We start from the raw sequence: 15,950 nt of genomic DNA, 5'->3' as shown, positions 1-15,950 counted from the left end.
CTTCGTTCCCTCGCTTACAGCAGCACGCGGCGCATGTCGGCCAGCACCTGCGACAGATAGGTGGTGAAGCGCGCGGCCAGCGCGCCATCGATGACGCGGTGGTCGTAGCTCAGCGACAGCGGCAGCAGCAGCTTCGGTGCGAACTCCTTGCCGTTCCAGACCGGCTGGATCGACGACTTGGACACGCCGAGGATCGCCACTTCCGGTGCATTCACGATCGGCGTGAACGCGGTGCCGCCGATGCCGCCCAGCGAGCTGATCGAGAAGCAGCCGCCGCTCATTTCGGCCGGGCCCAGCTTGCCGTCACGCGCCTTCTTCGCCAGTTCACCGGTTTCCTGCGCGATCTGCACCACGCCCTTCTTGTCCACGTCGCGGAGCACCGGCACCACCAGCCCGTTCGGGGTGTCGGCGGCGAAGCCGATGTGGAAGTACTTCTTCAACGTGAGGTTCTCGCCGGACGCATCCAGCGACGCGTTGAACTCGGGGAACTGCTTCAGCGCCGCGGCGCTGGCCTTGATCAGGAAGGCGAGCATGGTCAGCTTGACGCCGCTCTTGCTCTTCTCCGCCTCCTTGTTGAGCTGCACGCGCAGGGCTTCCAGCTCGGTGATGTCGGCCTGGTCGAACTGGGTGACGTGCGGGATCATCGCCCAGTTGCGGGCGAGGTTGGCGCCGGAAATCTTCTTGATCCGCGACAGCGGCTGGGTTTCGGTTTCGCCGAACTTGCTGAAATCCACCTTCGGCCACGGCAGCAGGTTCAGGCCGTTGCCGCCACCGGCCGGGGCGCCGGCGACGACGCCACCACCCAGCGCGGCCTTAACGAACTTCTGCACGTCGCCCTTGGTGATGCGGCCGCCCTTTTCGGTACCGGTCAACTGCGACAGGTCCACGCCCAGCTCGCGGGCGAACACGCGCACCGCCGGGCTGGCGTAAGGCACCTGCGACGGCAGCACGCCTTCGGCGTTGAACTGCACCGGCGGGGTGGCCGGCTTGCCGGCCGGCAGCGCCTGCTCCTGCGCGATCTCGCGCTGGGCCAGCTTGTCCGGCACCGGGGCCACGGCCACCGGCTCGACCCTGGCGCCAGTCTCGGCGGCGGGTTCGACCTTGGCCGGCGCGGCCGGGGCAGCGGCGGCGGCCGGCTTGGCGGCCTCCTCGGCCACCTCGATCAGCGCCACGACCTTGCCTTCGGACAAGGTGTCGCCGATCTTGACCTTCAGTTCCTTGACCACGCCGGCTACCGCCGACGGCACTTCCATCGTCGCCTTGTCCGACTCCAGCGTGACCAGGCCCTGGTCCTTGGCCACCGTGTCGCCGACGGCGACCAGCACCTCGATCACCGGAATGTCGCTGTAGTCACCGATATCGGGGACAAGTGCTTCCTTGATTTCGGCCATGAACTAACTCCAGCAACAGTGAGGGGGAAACCCCTATTGTGGCCCCCCGCGTGGCGCAGCGCCAACCTGCAGCATTGGATTCGCATACGTATGTCCATGGACAGGACCGGGCCATGCCGGCTCCCGCGGGACGCTGGATGCGCGGCAGCTTCGGCGTTTGTCCCGCCCGGCCAGGAGGGACAGGCGCTCGTCGGCCTCAACCGCCGATTCGTTCCATTGGCAACCATTGCGACAGCTGCTGCCATTCGCCCAGCAGCCGCGGCAGCGACCATCCCGCGTTGGCCGGACTGGTGGACGGCAGTGCCAACACCGGCAGCGCTGCCGCACCGGCCGGCAGCGCGGGTTGCACGTGGCGCTTGAACGCCTGCGCGGCGGTGGCGCCGTTGCAGGCGATGGCGGCCAGTTGCGGCAAGCCCGCGATCAGTGCCGGCAGCGGGTTCGGCACCTCGCTGCCGCGCACGATGGCCGCATCCAGGCTGCCGCGCCGCCGGCACTGGCCGATCACGTCCCACACGCCGATGCCGGCCCGCTGCACCAGTTCGATCCGCCGCGGGTAATCCACCCGCTGCGGATCGAACCGGCACAGCGCACCCATCAACGGCCAGAAGCGATTGCGCGGATGCGCGTAGTAACGCGCGGCGTGCAGCGATGCCGCACCCGGCATCGAGCCCAGCACCAGCACCCGGCAATCCGCATTCACCTGCGCGGGCAGGCCCTGCAACAGCGTTTCGGTCATCACGCGCACCACAACTCGATGAACGGGAATTTCCCACGTTTGCCGCAACGACGCATGTTCCGGCGCTTCCGGCTGAACGCCATCGCATGAAAGCGACCATGCAGGGGCGGCGATTCATCTTGCCGCCGCTACGGTTTTCCCCGCCCCGCACAGAGGGCATCGACAACAACAACGCAATCCCGAAAGACATCAAGCAACAAGGAGCCCCCCATGCGCTCGATCAAGATTCTCAGCCTTGCCACCCTTGGCGCCCTGGCGCTGTCGTCCACCGCATTCGCGCAGGAAAGCGGCGACACCGCGTCGGGCAAGCATTTCGCCGTGGTTGGCGGCGTGGCCCTGCTGCAGCCCAAGGACAACCCGGCGCCCGGCCTGGACAAGTTCGACGGCGGCCCGGCGCCGACCCTGAGCGCCAGCTACTACTTCAACGACAACATCGCCGTCGAGCTGTGGGGCGCGGCCGACAAGTTCGACCACCGCGTGCGCGCCGACAACGTCGGCAAGGTCGGCACCGTCGAGCAGCAGCCGCTGGCGCTGAGCGCGCAGTACCACTTCGGCGCGGCCGACAACACCTTCCGCCCGTTCATCGGCGCCGGCTACTACGAGTCGAACTTCAGCAACGAGAAGATCGACGGCCTGTCCGCCAACGGCGACCACGTCGGCGTGGAAACCGCCAAGGGCGCCATCGGCACGCTCGGCCTGGACATGAACATCAACGCCACCTGGTTCGCCCGCGCCGACGCGCGCTACATGCACGCGCGCCCGGAGCTGCGCATGGCCGGCGCCGGCACCGGGCAGGACCTGAAGCTGGACCCGTGGACCGTGGGCTTCGGCATCGGCGCGCGGTTCTGATGTTCTGACCCGGCGGTAGAACAAAGCCCCTCTCCCCCCGGGGTGAGAGGGGCAGCTTGCGAACCATCGGTTCGCTGCCCCTCGAACGCCCTTGCGTCAGCGCAAGGGCCGGGGCGCGGAGCGGGGGTTGGGGAGAGGGTACGGGCAAAGCCGCGTGCAACCTGACGGCATCAGGCTTCGCCCGTACCCTCTCCGGCGCTTGCATGCCACCTCTGCGTCATGCCCTTCGGGGCGGCTTCGCCGTGCAGCTTGGCAGTCCTGCCAAGCCGCCTGGCGCAGGGAGAAGGGAAGAGCATCAAGCCCCCTCTTCGCTCCACTGCAATGCACGGTAGTCGAACCCGGCATGCAGCCGCGGCTTGACGATGTCGAAGAACGGCGACACGTCGAAGTCGCGCGGGGTGTAGAGGCTGTAGTTGCGGATGTGCAGGATTTCCTGCCGCTGCTCGCGCCCGCCGACGTGGCCGAGCACGGTTTCTATCTCGGGCAGGATCGGGTAGCGGATCGACTCGAACGCCTGCGCCAGCAGGGTCGAGCAGATCGCCTTGGTCGGCTCGCCGCTGCCCAGCGCGATCAACCGGCGGCGCATGTGCGCCGGCACCGGCGGCTGCCGGATCAGGTAGCGCGCCAGGTCGAACACGTTCTTCAGGTCGTAGCTGTGGCCGATGCGCGCGCGCATGTAATCGACCAGCCGGTCGACCGCCTCCGGCGGCAACCCCTGCGGGCGGCAGATGCGGGTGTGCTGGTGGGCGAACTCGCTCAGGCCGATGCGCCGCACGCCCTGCTCCACGTCGGCGTCGATCAGCATCGGCCGTGGCGGCCCGCCCTCGGCCAGCGGTTCCTCGCCGATGTAGAGCGCGGCATGCGACCAGGTGGACTGGGTGAGGTACTTGATCGCGGTGGCGAAGCGGCTGTTGCCCTCCACCAGCAGCACGTCGCCGCGCTGCAGAGTGCGCGCCAGCAGGGCCGGGTCGCTGGTCGACGGCCGCGTCTGGTGCGGGCGCGGCTGGGCGAGAAAGCCCGCCATCCGGCGCCCGGCGAAACGCAACGGACCCATCCATTCCCCTCCACGGAAACAAAGGGCGGAGCCTAGCCCCCGCCGGCGCGCGGGTACAAGCGGCGCCCGGCTCAGAACGCCGGCAGCACCGCGCCCTTGTACTTCTGCTCGATGAAGGCCTTCACTTCCGGGCTGGTCAGCGCATGGGCCAGCTTCTGCACGCGCGCGTCGTCCTTGTTGTCGGCGCGGCTGACGAGGAAGTTCACGTAGGGCGAATCGCTGCTTTCGATCGCCAGCGCGTCCCGGGTCGGGTTGAGCCCGGCGTCGAGCGCATAGTTGGTATTGATCAGCGCCAGATCGACCTGATCGAGCACCCGCGGCAGCATCGCCGAATCCAGCTCGCGGAACTTGAGCTGCTTCGGGTTCTCGACGATGTCGCGCTGGGTGGACAGGGCGTTGGACGGGTCCTTGAGCTTGATGACCCCTGCCTTGTCCAGCAGGATCAGCGCGCGGCTGTTGTTGCTCGGATCGTTGGGGATCACCACGTCGGCGCCGTCGGCCAGTTCGTCCAGCGACTTGACCCGGTGCGAATAGGCGCCGAACGGCTCGATATGCACGCCGGCCACGGTCACCAGCGTGGTCTTGCGGTCGCGGTTGTAGGCGTCCAGGTAGGGCTCGGTCTGGAAGTAGTTGGCGTCCACCTGCTTCTGCACCAGCTGGTCGTTGGGCTGCACGTAGTCGTTGAACACGCGCACGTCGAGGGTGACGCCCTCCTTCGCCAGCAGCGGCTTGACCACTTCCAATATCTCGGCGTGCGGCACCGCGGTGGCGGCGACCACCAGCCTCGATTCATCGGCGGCGGGCTTGCCGCAGGCCGACAGCGCCAGTGCGGCGGCGGCAACGAGCAGCGGACGGAACAGGGAAGTCTTCATCGGGATTCCAGTGCGACGGGAGGGGATGCGCGTAGGTGCGGGGCTCGCCCCGCACGGGGTTTTGCCGAGAAGGCCCCATGCCGGGCAAGCCCGGCATCTACGAAAACATTGCTCAACGGCGAGTGTAGTGGCGCACCAGCCGGTCGCCCAGCATCTGCAGCAGTTGCACCAGGATCAGCAGCAATACCACCGTGACCAGCGCCACGTCGGTATGCGAGCGCTGGTAGCCGTCGCGGAAGGCCAGGTCGCCGAGGCCGCCGGAGCCGATCGCGCCGCCCATCGCGGTGAAGCCGATCAGGGCGATGGTGGTCACCGTGGCGCCGGCGATCAGGCCGGGCCGCGCTTCGGGCAGCAGCACCTTGAACACCAGTTGCGAAGTGGTCGCGCCCATCGCCTGGCTGGCTTCGATGACGCCGCGGTCCACCTCGCGCAGCGCGGTTTCCACCAGCCGCGCGTAGAACGGCGCGGCGCCGACCACCAGCGGCAGGATCGCGCCGCGCACGCCCAGCGAGGTGCCCATCATCGCCAGCGTCACCGGGATCAGCACGATCATCAGGATGATGAAGGGCACCGAGCGCAGCACGTTCACCACCAGCGCCGTCACCGCGTACAGCAGCGGGCGGCGGCGCAACTGCGGCGAGCCGGTCAGGAACAGCAACACGCCCAGCGGCAGGCCAATCGCCATCGTCAGCGGCAGCGAGCCGGCCAGCATCAGCAGGGTGTCGAGGGTGGCCTGGCCGATGTCGGCCCACTTGCCGGCATCGAGGTGGCGGAAGAAGCCGCCGGCGGTTGCGAGGATCATCGACGCAGCTCCTCCACGTGCACGCCGGCGTCGACGAAACCGGCCTGGGCGGCGTTCTGGTCGCCGCCGACCAGGGCGACGGTCAGCTGCCCGTAGGGCGTGTCCTTGATGCGGTCGATGCGCCCGGACAGGATGTTGTAGTCCACCCCGGTCTGCCGCGCGATGCGGCCCAGCAACGGTTCGTAGGTGCCGTCGCCGAGGAAGGTCAGGCGCACCACGCGCCCCTCCACCACGGCGAAATCGCGGTGCAGCTCGCCCTCGTCCACGTGCTCGGATTCGGACACGAAGCGGCGCGTGGTCGGGTGCCGCGGGTGCAGGAACACCTCGCTCACCGGCCCGCTCTCGACCAGGTGGCCGGCGTCGAGCACCGCCACGCGGTCGCAGACGCGGCGGATCACGTCCATCTCGTGGGTGATCAGCACGATGGTCAGGCCCAGCTCGCGGTTGATCCTGCCCAGCAGCGCCAGCACCTGCGCGGTGGTCTGCGGGTCGAGCGCGCTGGTAGCCTCGTCGCACAGCAGGATCTTCGGGCGCGTCGCCAGCGCGCGGGCGATGCCGACGCGCTGCTTCTGCCCGCCGGACAGCTGCGCCGGGTACTTGGCCGCGTGCGCTTCGAGGCCGACGGTATGCAGCAGCTCGTCCACCCGCGCGTCGACCTGCGCCTTCGGCGTGCCGGCCAGTTCCAGCGGGAAGGCGACATTGCCGGCCACGGTACGTGCCGACAGCAGGTTGAAGTGCTGGAAGATCATGCCGACCTGCCGGCGCAGCGCGCGCAGGCCGTCGGCGTCCAGCGCGGTGGCGTCCTGCCCGTCGATCAGCACGCGGCCGCCGCTGGGCTCCTCCAGCCGGTTGATCAGGCGGATCAGGGTGGACTTGCCGGCCCCGGAATGGCCGATGATGCCGAACACCTCGCCGGCCCCGATGGACAGGTCGAGCGGATGCAGCGCGGTGATCGCGCGGCCTTCCACGGCATAGGATTTGTGCAGGTTCTGGAACTCGATCACGGCCAGGGCGGGGGTCGGCGGACGGAACGGGCGGCAAGCCTAGCAGCGCCACGGCCGCGGCGCCCGCACGGGCTGGGGGAATCTTATTCCTTTTGCTTCCATGCGGCCGGGCAGCCGCTCAGGGATGGTCCACCTGCCCGGCCCGCCGCGCGTGCCGGACGCGCTCGCGGTGCAGCAGGTACAGGCCGCTGGCGATGATGATCGCCGCGCCGATCCAGGTCATGCGGTCGGGCAGCACGTCCCACAGCAGCAGGTCCCAGCCGATCACCCAGACCAGCCCGGTGTATTCCAGCGGCGCGATCATCGACGCCTGCCCCAGCTGGAAGGCGCGGGTCAGCGCGATCTGCCCCAGCGCCCCGGCCAGGCCCATGCCGGCGATCAGCCCGGCGTGCCGCCATTGCAGCGGCTGCCATTGCGGCCACGCCAGCAGCCCGGCGCCGACCGCCATCAGCAGCAGGAACCACACCACCATCGATTGCGGGGTGTCGGTGCGGGTGAGCAGGCTCACCGTCACCGCGGCGATGGCGTAGGCGGTGGCCGCCAGCAGCACCATCAGCCCCGGCAGCGAGATCAAGCCATCCGTGCCGGGGCGCAGCACCACCAGCACGCCGACCAGGCCGATGCCGATCGCGACCCAGCGCCGCGGCCCCACCCGTTCGCCCAGCAGCGGCACCGACAGCGCCGCCACCAGCAACGGCGCGACGAAATAGATCGAATAGGCGGTGGACAGCGGCAGGCTGCGCAGCGCGTGGACGAAGCAGCCGATCATCACCATGCCCAGCACGCCGCGCAGCAGGTGCAGGCCCCAGCGCACCGGCACCAGCGAGCGCGGCCCGGCGCTGGCCAGCACCCACACCAACACGAACGGCAGCGAGGCGGCGCCGCGCAGCATGGTCACCTGCAGCACCGGGTAGCTGGCCGAGAGCAGCTTCATGCCGGCATCCATCAGCGAGAAGAACGCGACGGCGGCCAGCATCCAGGCCACCGCGGTCACGGGCGAGCGGGCAGCGGACGGGGAGGAAACGGACATGGCCTATTGTCGCAGGTCGTGCCGGCGGCAGGCACGGTGGCGCTATGCTCGTCGCACCCGCCACGGAGCCGAACGCATGCCCCTGCCCACCCTCCTGCGCCGCAGCCTGTGCGGCCTGATCCTGCTTGGTGGGTGCGCCTCGGCCGCCGCGCAGGCGCCTTCGGCCACCGACCTCGCGCAACTGGATGGCTTCGCCCTCGGGCTGGAGACCGCTGGCCGCTTCTCCGGCGTGGTGCTGGTCGCGCACGAGGGCGAGGTGGTGTTCGAGAAGGCCTACGGCCTGCGCGACGAGAACGGCGAAGCGCCACTGGTCGCCGACGACCGCCTCAACCTGGCCTCGGCCGGCAAGATGTTCACCAGCGTGGCGATCCTGCAACAGGTCGCCGCCGGCCGCGTCACCTTGGACAGCCACGTCGGCGAGGTGTTGAAGGACTACCCCAACCGCGCCTTCGCCGACACGGTGACGGTGCGCCAGCTGCTCACCCACACCGCCGGCGCCGGCGACGTCGATGAGCTGTTCGGCATCGAGCATGCGGCCGAACGCGCGCGGCTGCGCACGCCGGCCGACATCATCGCGCTGCACGGCGACCGTCCACCGGAATTCGCGCCCGGCACGCAGCAGAAATACGGCAACTATGGCTACGTGGTGCTGGGGCGGATGATCGAAGTGCTGTCCGGGCAGGATTTCGAGTCCTACGTCCGCGAGCACGTGCTGAAGCCGGCCGGGATGATCCGCACCGGCTTCGTCGACTGCGACGACCCGGCACCGGACCTGGCCGCCGGCTACGCCGAGGTCGAGGGCAAGCGCGTGCGCAACTGCGCGACGCTGCCGGCGCGGGGCTTCGCTGCCGGCGGGCAGGTGGCGCCGGCAGGCGACCTGCTGCGCTTCGTCGAGGCGCTGCGCGACGGCCGGCTGCTGCCGCTGCTGCTGTTCATGGAGGCGACCACGCCGCAGCACGAGTTCATGGGCCTGGGCTTCTTCGCCACCGGCTACGGCGAGGGCGTGCCCGAACGCGATTTCCGCTGGGGCCACGGCGGCAGCGCCGACGGCATCTGCACCGACGTGCGCACCTACCCGCACACCGGCGAGACGGTGATCGTGCTGTCCAACAAGGACGCCCCGGCCTGCTACGCGGTAGCCAACCTGCTGCACGCGCAGTGGCGGCCGCAACCATGATCGGTGGGCCGATCACCTAGAATGGCTGTCGTTTTCATCCTTGGAGTTCCGCCATGCCTTCCTTCGACGTCGTCTCCGAAGTCGACAAGCACGAGCTGACCAATGCCATCGACCAGGCCAACCGCGAGCTGTCCACCCGCTTCGACTTCAAGGGCGTGGACGCGAAGTTCGAGCAGGACGGCGACAAGCTGATCAAGCTGGCCGCGCCCAGCGACTTCCAGCTCAAGCAGATGGCCGACATCCTGAAACAGCGCCTGGCCGCGCGCGGCATCGACTTCCGCTGCATGGAATTCGGCGACGTCGAAACCAACCTCGGCGGCGCGCGCCAGCAGGTGACGGTCAAGCAGGGCATCGAGCAGAAGCTGGCCAAGCAGATCGCGGCGAAGATCAAGGAGTCGAAGATCAAGGTCGATACCCAGATCAACGGCGACAAACTGCGGGTGAACGGCAAGAAACGTGACGACCTGCAGGAAACCATCGCGCTGCTGAAGAAGAACGAGTTCGAGCAACCGTTGCAGTTCGACAACTTCCGCGATTGAGTCGCGGCCGCCGGTTCGCAGGATCGGCGCGAAGCCCACCGCAACAACCGTAGGAGCGCACTTCAGTGCGCGATGGGGCTTTACCGGAAATGCCATATCGCGCACTGAAGTGCGCTCCTACGGTGTTCCCGGCCATCGCCACCGCAGCGGCCGGCATCCTCTAGAATGGCCGCCCCGGTTTCCAGCCCACCGCCATGAACGACACCGACACCGACCCGATCGCCGACACCCGCCGCTGGCTGGAGAAGGCGGTGATCGGGCTGAACCTGTGCCCGTTCGCCAAGGCGGTATACGTCAAGCAACAGGTGCGCTTCGTGTTGAGCGACGCCACCACGCCCGAGGCGCTGCTGGAGGAACTGGCCGAGGAGCTGGTGCTGCTGCGCGACACCCCGGCCGAGCAGATCGACACCACGCTGATCGTGCATCCGCAGGTGCTGGGCGAGTTCCTCGACTACAACGACTTCCTCGACAACGCCGACGCGGCGGTGGAGGCGCTGGACCTGCAGGGCATCCTGCAGGTGGCCAGCTTCCACCCGCAGTACCAGTTCGCCGGCACCGCGCCGAGTGATGTGAGCAACTACACCAACCGTGCGCCGTATCCCACGCTGCACCTGCTGCGGGAGGACAGCGTGGAGCGCGCGGTGGCCGCGTTCCCCGACCCGGACGTGATCGTCGAGCGCAACATCGCCACGCTGGACGAGCTGGGTGTTGAAGGCTGGAACCAGCTGCTGGCCGGGGAGTAGCGCCCATGCAGGAGCGACGTGAGTCGCGACCAGGTTTTCCCGGGAAAGCCCGGTCGCGACTCACGTCGCTCCTACGACAGTCCGTAGGTCGGGGCTACGCCCCCGACGCTCTAGGCATGGGACACGAAGCCGTCGGGGGCGTAGCCCCGACCTACGTTGCAAGCAGCCTCAGGCCGGCAAGGTCAACAGCGGCTGCAACAACCCACGCACCTCGTGCAGCGAGCCGGCAATGCGGTGGCCCAGCGCGCGTACGCCTTCGTCCGGCACCAGCAGGTCGGGAATCTGGATGACGTGCATGCCGGCGGCCAGCGCGGCGCGCACGCCGGTGGGCGAATCCTCCAGCGCCAGGCACTGCGCCGGGTCCACGCCCAGCTTGCGCGCGGCCAGCAGGTAGATGTCCGGCGCCGGCTTGGGGTAGGCGACGTCGCTGCTGGTCGCCACGTGCTCGAAGTAGCGCAGCAGGCCAGCGGTTTCGAGCTTGCGCAGCGCCAGCGGGCGGCGGGTGGAGGTGGCTACCGCGCGCGGGATGCCGTGGGCGGCCAGCGTGTCGAGCAGGTCGATGATGCCAGGCCGGTGCGGCACGCCGGTGGCGACGATGTCGTCGTAGCGCGCATACGAATCGTGCAGCAGCGCATCGACCGCCGACGCGCCAACGCGGCCGGCGATGGCTTGCCGGGTCATCGCGTCGCTGGAGCCGATCAGCGACAGCAGGAAATCTTCCGGCAAGTCGTGGCCGGCTTCGCCGCCGGCCTGCGCGAGGCAGCCGAGTAGCGCGCGCTCGCTGTCCAGCATCAGCCCGTCCATGTCGAAGACCACCGCCTGCGGCAGCGCCATCACGCTCCTGCTCCGAACAGCACGTCGAGATCGTCCGCCGACAACGCCCGCCATTGCCCTTCCGGCAGGTCGCCCAGCGACAGCCCGCCGACGCGGCTGCGGTGCAGCGCTTCGACGTGGTTGCCGACCGCGGCGAACATGCGCCGCACCTGGTGGTAGCGGCCTTCGTGCAGGGTCAGCCGCGCGCTACGCGGACCGAGCGTTTCCAGTTCGGCCGGCAGCAGCGGCTTGTCCTCCGATTCCAGCATCAGCGTTCCGCTGGCGAAGGTGGCCGCTTCGTCGCCACGCAGGTCCTGCGCCAGTTGCGTCTCGTACACCTTGTCCAGCTTCGACTTCGGCGACACGATCCGGTGCAGCAGCGCGCCGTCGTCGGTCAGCAGCAGCAGGCCGCTGGTGTCGCGGTCCAGCCGCCCCACCGGCGACAGCAGCGGCGAACGCTCGCGGAAGCGCGGCGGGAACAGGTCGTAGATCAGCCGGCCGTGGTCCTTGGTCGAGCAGGTATAGCCGGCCGGCTTGTGCAGCATCAAGGTCAGGCCCGGCGGCGGGTCCAGCGGCTCGCCGTCGATGCGGATGGCGTCGTGTTCCACCTTGTCGTCGGCGTACAGCACCTCGCCATCGGCGTCGGTGATGCGGCCCTCGCGGAACATCAGCTGCACCTGCTTGCGGCTGCCGTAGCCGAGGTTGGCGATGTGCTTGACCAGCTTCATGCGCGGCCCCCGCGGGTGCCGACGATGACCTTGAAACCGTCGCGCTCGGCGGCCACCCGCACCTGCCCGAAGCTGTCGTTGAGGATCTGCTCGTAGGGCAGGTGCCGGTTGGCGACCATGAACAGCCGCCCGCCGGGGCGCAGCGCCTGCGCGGCCACGGCGATGAAGCGCTGGCCAATGTCGGGCCGGTCCTCGCGCGCCGGGGTGTGGAACGGCGGGTTGGAGACGATGAAGTCGTAACGGCCATCGATGCCGGCGGTGACGTCGTGCCAGCGGAAATCCAGCTGCGCGGTGCTGCCGGCGAGGTTGCGGCGGGCCAGTTCCAGTGCGCGCGATTCGGCCTCGTACAGGTCCAGCGCCGTCACCTTCGGGCAACGCGCCAGCACCTCGGCCGACAGGTAGCCCCAGCCGGCGCCGAGGTCGGCGCCATGCCCGGCCAGGTCGGCCGGCAGTTGTTCGGCCAGCAGCGCCGAGGCCGGGTCGATGCGGTCCCAGGCGAACACGCCGGGGCGGCTGTGGAAGCGGCCGTCGAGGATGGCGCGCGGCGCATCCAGCGCGGCCCAGCGCTTGCGCAGCGCCTCGTCGTGGCCGCCCTCCAGCGGCGCGGTCCAGAACACGCGGCAGTGGTTCTTGGTCAGCTTGCCGCCGAGCCCGGCCAGTTGCTGCAGGTCGCTTTCGCCGGAGCGCGCGCCCTCGTTGTTGGACTGGCAGGCCACCAGCACGCCGCCCGGCGCCACCCGTTCCAGCGCCCGCGCCAGCAGCGCGCGGGCCTCGTCGCGCTGGCGCGGCGGCAGCACCAGCACCAGCGGGTAGCGCGCGTCCGTGGTTTCCAGCGCCGCCTCGTCGCGCACCTCCCAGCCGCCGCGCTCCAGCGCCTGCGCGAACGGGCGGAAGCTCTGCACGCAGACCAGTTGCCCGGTAGCGGCATGCTCGCGCGGCGGCCAGCCTTCGCGGGCACGCAGGAACAGCACCGGCCCCTGCGGCCAGTCCAGCGTGCCGTGGGCGAAGGGAAGGAAAAGGGTCTGCAGGGGAGCGTCGTGCGAAGCGGACATGCCGGTGCCGGGTCAAAGCGAACGCGCATTCTACCGGCCCGGGGTCCCGTGCCCGCCGGCGCGGCGTGGCCCGACGATGAACCATCCGCAACCCGGCGCCGCCGGCCGCCGCCGAAACCATTGTCCGGCCCCGCGTTCGCGCCCACACTCGGGGTATCCCGCCAACGGAGACAGCGATGAAAAGCACGACATTTGCCGGGCTGGCGCTGGCCGGCCTGCTCGTGGCCGGTATCGCCGATGCCCGCCCCGCCAACAACGTGGCCGACCCGCAGGCACCACGCGCCCTGCCCGCCGAGGGCCCGGTGCAGGTGCAGTGGAACGACCCGGCCGGTTTCACCGAACTGCGCTACAGCCGCAACCGCTGGGAAGCCCAGCGCGGCGACTGGGTGACCAAGCTGGCCGAGCACCTGCGCAAGCGCGCCAGCGGGCAGCTGCCCGAAGGCCAGCAGCTGGCGGTGACCCTCACCGACATCAAGCGCGCCGGCGACTACGAGCCTTGGCATGGACCCAATTTCGACGACGTGCGCTTCATGCGCGACATCTACCCGCCGCGGATCAGCCTGCAGTTCACCCTGACCGACGCGCAGGGCCAGGTGCTCGACCAGGGCGAGCGCAAGCTGGTGGATAGCGGCTACCTGTACGGCAGCACCCGCCTGTCCGACACCGACCCGCTGCGCTACGAGAAGCGCCTGCTCGACGACTGGCTGCGCCGCGAGCTGCACGAGGACCACGCCACCGCCGGGCTGTAAACCAGCCCGTAGGAGCGCACCTTGGTGCGCTCCTACGTTTCTTGCTACAGATAAATCTTCTCGGCGCGCTTGAGGCTGCACGGCAGCCGGTAGGCGCTGGTATTGCAGCGCGGTGCCAGCTCGGACAGGGTCGGCGCATTGCCCCACAGCTGCACCACGCTGCCCAGCCCGGCCTGCGGGTGGTCGCTGAGGTCCACGGTGAGCATGTCCATCGACACCCGGCCGATCAACCGTCCCGGCACGCCGTCGATCAGCACCGGGGTGCCGTTGGGCGCGAACTGCGGGTAGCCGTCGGCATAGCCCATCGCCACCACGCCCACGCGCGTGGGTTTTTCGGCGACGAAGCGCGCGCCGTAGCCCAGCGGCTCGCCGATGCCGATCTCGCGCACCGCGATCACCCGCGACTGCAGGGTCATCACCGGGCGCAGCTGCGCGGCGTGCGGGCTTGGCTGCGGGTACAGCGGGTCGGCGCCGTACAGCATCAGCCCCGGCCGCACCCAGTCGCTGCGCACCTGCGGCCAGCCCAGCAGCGCCGGCGAGTTGCACAGGCTGGTTTCGCCGGCCAGGCCTTCGACGGCGCGGTTGAAGGTGTCTACCTGTTCCTGCGTACGCGCACTGTCCAGTTCGTCGGCGCGGGCGAAGTGGCTCATCAGCACCATCGGCCCGACCTGCGGCAAGGCCGACAGGCGCGCGTGCGCGGCGCGGAACTCTTCGACCGAAAGGCCCAGCCGGTGCATGCCGCTGTCCAGCTTCAGCCAGACGGTCAGCACCGCCTCGGTGCGGAACGCGGCCAGCGCGTCCACCTGCCATTGCGAGGCCACCGCGGTCCACAGGCCGTGCTCGACGATCAGCGGCAATTCGGCGGCGTCGAAGAAGCCTTCCAGCAGCAGCACCGGCTTGGTGATGCCGGCCCGGCGCAGTTCCAGCGCCTCCTCGATGCAGGCCACGCCGAAGCCATCGGCCTCGGCTTCCAGCGCGCGCGCGCAGGCCACCGCGCCGTGGCCGTAGGCGTCGGCCTTGATCACCGCCAGCGCCTTGCCGCCGCCCAGCCGCCGCGCCAGCCGGTAGTTGTGGCGCAGCGCCTCCAGGTCGATCAGCGCCTGTGCGGGGCGCATCAGCGCGGGCCCCCGCTGCCGTAGCGGAAGATGTCCAACCCCTCGCTGCTGATCTGCGGCGTGCGCCCGCCCATCAGGTCGGCCAGGTAGCGGCCGGAGCCGGCGGCCATCGTCCAGCCCAGCGTGCCGTGGCCGGTGTTGAGGAACAGGTTGCGGTACGGCGTAGCACCAATCACCGGGGTGCCATCGGGCGTGGCCGGGCGCAGGCCGGTCCAGAACTCGGCGCGCGACAGGTCGCCGCCGTGCGGGTACAGGTCATTGACCACCTTTTCCAGCGTGGCGCGGCGGCGCGGGTCCAGCGACAGGTCGAAGCCGGCCACCTCGGCCATGCCACCGACGCGGATGCGGTCTGCGAAGCGGGTCACCGCCACCTTGTAGCTCTCGTCGAGGATGGTGGAGGTGGGTGCCAGGGCCGGGTCGGTGATCGGCAGGGTCAGCGAGTAGCCCTTCAGCGGGTACACCGGCAGGCGCAGGCCCAGCGGCGCCAGCAGCAGCGGCGAGTAGCTGCCCAGCGCGACCACGTATTGGTCGGCGGTTTCCAGCGTGCCGTCGATGCGCACGCCGGTGATGCGGTCGCCGTCGCGTTGCAGCGCCTGCACGTCGTGCCCGTAGCGGAACTCGACGCCGGCCTGCTCCGCCAACGCGGCCAACTTGCGGGTGAACAGCTGGCAGTCGCCGGTCTGGTCCTCGGGCAGGCGCAGCGCGCCGACCAGCTTGTCGGCCACCTGCGCCAGCGCCGGCTCGGCGCGGACGATGCCGTCGCGGTCCAGCACCTCGTAGGGCACGCCGTACTCGGCCAGCACCGCGATGTCCTTGGCCGCGCCGTCGAGCTGCTGCCGGGTGCGGAACAGCTGGGTGGTGCCGAGCTGGCGGCCTTCGTAATCGATGCCGGTGGCCGCGCACAGTTCGTTGATGCAGTCGCGGCTGTAGTCGGACACCCGCACCATCCGCGCCTTGTTGATCGCGTAGCGGCCGGCGCTGCAGTTGCGCAGCATCTGCCACATCCAGCTGTACTGGGCGAGGTCGGCGGTGGGGCGGATCGCCAGCGGCGCGTGTTCCTCGAACAGCCACTTGATCGCCTTCAGCGGCACACCCGGCGCCGCCCACGGCGAGGTGTAGCCGAACGACAGCTGGCCGGCGTTGGCGAAGCTGGTCTCCAGCGCCGGGCCGGGCTGCCGGTCCACCACCGTCACCTCGTGGCCCGCCTGCCGCAGGTACCAGGCACTGGTCGTGCCGATCACACCGCTGCCGAGTATCAGAACCCGCATCACCCTCTCTCCTGACCGCATCATTCCC

Annotated in this window: 17 protein-coding genes; 5 read left to right on the top strand and 12 right to left on the bottom strand. The window is 69.6% G+C overall.

The genetic code is table 11. From position 1 onward, the window contains the following. Window positions 1-14: 14 nt before the first annotated feature. Entirely contained in the window at window positions 15-1,391 is a 1,377-nt protein-coding gene (gene aceF / locus MIC98_RS04060) for a dihydrolipoyllysine-residue acetyltransferase (protein WP_239735840.1), read from the bottom strand. A gap of 196 nt (window positions 1,392-1,587) precedes the next feature. Then, entirely contained in the window at window positions 1,588-2,127 is a 540-nt protein-coding gene (locus tag MIC98_RS04055; protein WP_239735838.1) for a DNA-deoxyinosine glycosylase, read from the bottom strand. Window positions 2,128-2,337: 210 nt separating this feature from the next. Between MIC98_RS04055 and MIC98_RS04050 the strand changes: the two genes are divergently transcribed. Then, complete coding sequence (locus MIC98_RS04050) at window positions 2,338-2,976, top strand: OmpW family outer membrane protein (RefSeq protein ID WP_057640001.1); 639 nt, start codon at window positions 2,338-2,340, stop codon at window positions 2,974-2,976. A 295-nt stretch (window positions 2,977-3,271) separates the two neighbouring features. Here the strand turns inward: MIC98_RS04050 and MIC98_RS04045 are convergent, their stop codons facing one another. The 5 genes from MIC98_RS04045 to MIC98_RS04025 form a co-directional block, all read right to left on the bottom strand. Further along, window positions 3,272-4,030 (bottom strand): YiiX/YebB-like N1pC/P60 family cysteine hydrolase, encoded by a 759-nt coding sequence (locus MIC98_RS04045; protein ID WP_239735835.1) that lies wholly within the window; start codon window positions 4,028-4,030, stop codon window positions 3,272-3,274. A gap of 71 nt (window positions 4,031-4,101) precedes the next feature. Beyond that, window positions 4,102-4,902, bottom strand: a complete 801-nt coding sequence (locus MIC98_RS04040; protein WP_239735833.1) for a MetQ/NlpA family ABC transporter substrate-binding protein — start codon at window positions 4,900-4,902, stop codon at window positions 4,102-4,104. A 112-nt stretch (window positions 4,903-5,014) separates the two neighbouring features. Continuing rightward, window positions 5,015-5,704: a methionine ABC transporter permease gene (locus tag MIC98_RS04035; protein WP_057640955.1), complete on the bottom strand. Its 690-nt coding sequence runs from the start codon at window positions 5,702-5,704 to the stop codon at window positions 5,015-5,017. Beyond that, window positions 5,701-6,708 (bottom strand): methionine ABC transporter ATP-binding protein, encoded by a 1,008-nt coding sequence (locus tag MIC98_RS04030; RefSeq protein WP_057640956.1) that lies wholly within the window; start codon window positions 6,706-6,708, stop codon window positions 5,701-5,703. The genes MIC98_RS04035 and MIC98_RS04030 overlap by 4 nt, the downstream gene beginning before the upstream one ends. A gap of 118 nt (window positions 6,709-6,826) precedes the next feature. After that, the gene (locus MIC98_RS04025) at window positions 6,827-7,738 is read right to left on the bottom strand and encodes a DMT family transporter (protein WP_057640957.1); all 912 of its coding nucleotides are present in this window, start codon (window positions 7,736-7,738) and stop codon (window positions 6,827-6,829) included. Window positions 7,739-7,814: 76 nt separating this feature from the next. On the opposite strand from MIC98_RS04025, the gene MIC98_RS04020 reads away from it, so the two are divergent. The 3 genes from MIC98_RS04020 to MIC98_RS04010 all read left to right on the top strand — a co-directional run bounded on the left by MIC98_RS04020 (window position 7,815) and on the right by MIC98_RS04010 (window position 10,197). Continuing rightward, window positions 7,815-8,915, top strand: a complete 1,101-nt coding sequence (locus MIC98_RS04020; protein ID WP_239735831.1) for a serine hydrolase domain-containing protein — start codon at window positions 7,815-7,817, stop codon at window positions 8,913-8,915. 53 nt (window positions 8,916-8,968) lie between these two features. Beyond that, on the top strand, window positions 8,969-9,454 hold the full coding sequence (locus tag MIC98_RS04015) for a YajQ family cyclic di-GMP-binding protein (protein WP_057640959.1): 486 nt from the start codon (window positions 8,969-8,971) through the stop codon (window positions 9,452-9,454). Window positions 9,455-9,648: 194 nt separating this feature from the next. Further along, window positions 9,649-10,197 (top strand): DUF1415 domain-containing protein, encoded by a 549-nt coding sequence (locus tag MIC98_RS04010; protein WP_239735828.1) that lies wholly within the window; start codon window positions 9,649-9,651, stop codon window positions 10,195-10,197. 168 nt (window positions 10,198-10,365) lie between these two features. On the opposite strand, the gene MIC98_RS04005 is transcribed toward MIC98_RS04010, so the two are convergent. The 3 genes from MIC98_RS04005 to MIC98_RS03995 are packed head-to-tail and all read right to left on the bottom strand — an operon-like array spanning window position 10,366 to window position 12,790. Next, on the bottom strand, window positions 10,366-11,031 hold the full coding sequence (locus MIC98_RS04005) for an HAD family phosphatase (protein ID WP_239735826.1): 666 nt from the start codon (window positions 11,029-11,031) through the stop codon (window positions 10,366-10,368). Continuing rightward, entirely contained in the window at window positions 11,031-11,738 is a 708-nt protein-coding gene (locus MIC98_RS04000; protein WP_239735823.1) for a pseudouridine synthase, read from the bottom strand. The genes MIC98_RS04005 and MIC98_RS04000 overlap by 1 nt, the downstream gene beginning before the upstream one ends. Continuing rightward, entirely contained in the window at window positions 11,735-12,790 is a 1,056-nt protein-coding gene (locus MIC98_RS03995; protein WP_239735821.1) for a class I SAM-dependent methyltransferase, read from the bottom strand. Before MIC98_RS03995 ends, MIC98_RS04000 begins: the two co-directional genes overlap by 4 nt. A 176-nt stretch (window positions 12,791-12,966) precedes the next feature. Between MIC98_RS03995 and MIC98_RS03990 the strand changes: the two genes are divergently transcribed. Continuing rightward, complete coding sequence (locus MIC98_RS03990) at window positions 12,967-13,539, top strand: DUF3016 domain-containing protein (protein WP_239735818.1); 573 nt, start codon at window positions 12,967-12,969, stop codon at window positions 13,537-13,539. A gap of 44 nt (window positions 13,540-13,583) precedes the next feature. Here the strand turns inward: MIC98_RS03990 and alr are convergent, their stop codons facing one another. Beyond that, window positions 13,584-14,654, bottom strand: coding sequence for an alanine racemase (gene alr / locus MIC98_RS03985; protein ID WP_239735816.1), 1,071 nt, complete (start codon window positions 14,652-14,654; stop codon window positions 13,584-13,586). Continuing rightward, window positions 14,654-15,922, bottom strand: a complete 1,269-nt coding sequence (locus MIC98_RS03980; protein ID WP_239735814.1) for a D-amino acid dehydrogenase — start codon at window positions 15,920-15,922, stop codon at window positions 14,654-14,656. Before MIC98_RS03980 ends, alr begins: the two co-directional genes overlap by 1 nt. Window positions 15,923-15,950: the final 28 nt, after the last annotated feature.

Origin of the sequence: Stenotrophomonas sp. NLF4-10, assembly GCF_022359915.1 — a bacterium.
Taxonomy (GTDB): Bacteria; Pseudomonadota; Gammaproteobacteria; order Xanthomonadales; family Xanthomonadaceae; genus Stenotrophomonas; species Stenotrophomonas daejeonensis.
The sequence above is the reverse complement of the archived record's forward strand: the minus strand, read 5'-3'. Positions and strand labels throughout refer to the sequence as shown.

Excerpts from the sequence above, each read along its gene's own strand:
- MIC98_RS04005 (WP_239735826.1), bottom strand. The coding sequence starts at position 11,031 with ATGGCGCTGCCGCAGGCGGTGGTCTTCGACATGGACGGGCTGATGCTG.
- MIC98_RS03995 (WP_239735821.1), bottom strand. The coding sequence starts at position 12,790 with ATGTCCGCTTCGCACGACGCTCCCCTGCAGACCCTTTTCCTTCCCTTC.
- MIC98_RS04020 (WP_239735831.1), top strand. The coding sequence starts at position 7,815 with ATGCCCCTGCCCACCCTCCTGCGCCGCAGCCTGTGCGGCCTGATCCTG.
- MIC98_RS03990 (WP_239735818.1), top strand. The coding sequence starts at position 12,967 with ATGAAAAGCACGACATTTGCCGGGCTGGCGCTGGCCGGCCTGCTCGTG.
- MIC98_RS04035 (WP_057640955.1), bottom strand. The coding sequence starts at position 5,704 with ATGATCCTCGCAACCGCCGGCGGCTTCTTCCGCCACCTCGATGCCGGC.
- MIC98_RS03980 (WP_239735814.1), bottom strand. The coding sequence starts at position 15,922 with ATGCGGGTTCTGATACTCGGCAGCGGTGTGATCGGCACGACCAGTGCC.
- MIC98_RS04040 (WP_239735833.1), bottom strand. The coding sequence starts at position 4,902 with ATGAAGACTTCCCTGTTCCGTCCGCTGCTCGTTGCCGCCGCCGCACTG.
- MIC98_RS04025 (WP_057640957.1), bottom strand. The coding sequence starts at position 7,738 with ATGTCCGTTTCCTCCCCGTCCGCTGCCCGCTCGCCCGTGACCGCGGTG.
- MIC98_RS04050 (WP_057640001.1), top strand. The coding sequence starts at position 2,338 with ATGCGCTCGATCAAGATTCTCAGCCTTGCCACCCTTGGCGCCCTGGCG.
- MIC98_RS04045 (WP_239735835.1), bottom strand. The coding sequence starts at position 4,030 with ATGGGTCCGTTGCGTTTCGCCGGGCGCCGGATGGCGGGCTTTCTCGCC.
- MIC98_RS04055 (WP_239735838.1), bottom strand. The coding sequence starts at position 2,127 with ATGACCGAAACGCTGTTGCAGGGCCTGCCCGCGCAGGTGAATGCGGAT.
- alr (WP_239735816.1), bottom strand. The coding sequence starts at position 14,654 with ATGCGCCCCGCACAGGCGCTGATCGACCTGGAGGCGCTGCGCCACAAC.
- MIC98_RS04015 (WP_057640959.1), top strand. The coding sequence starts at position 8,969 with ATGCCTTCCTTCGACGTCGTCTCCGAAGTCGACAAGCACGAGCTGACC.
- MIC98_RS04010 (WP_239735828.1), top strand. The coding sequence starts at position 9,649 with ATGAACGACACCGACACCGACCCGATCGCCGACACCCGCCGCTGGCTG.
- aceF (WP_239735840.1), bottom strand. The coding sequence starts at position 1,391 with ATGGCCGAAATCAAGGAAGCACTTGTCCCCGATATCGGTGACTACAGC.
- MIC98_RS04000 (WP_239735823.1), bottom strand. The coding sequence starts at position 11,738 with ATGAAGCTGGTCAAGCACATCGCCAACCTCGGCTACGGCAGCCGCAAG.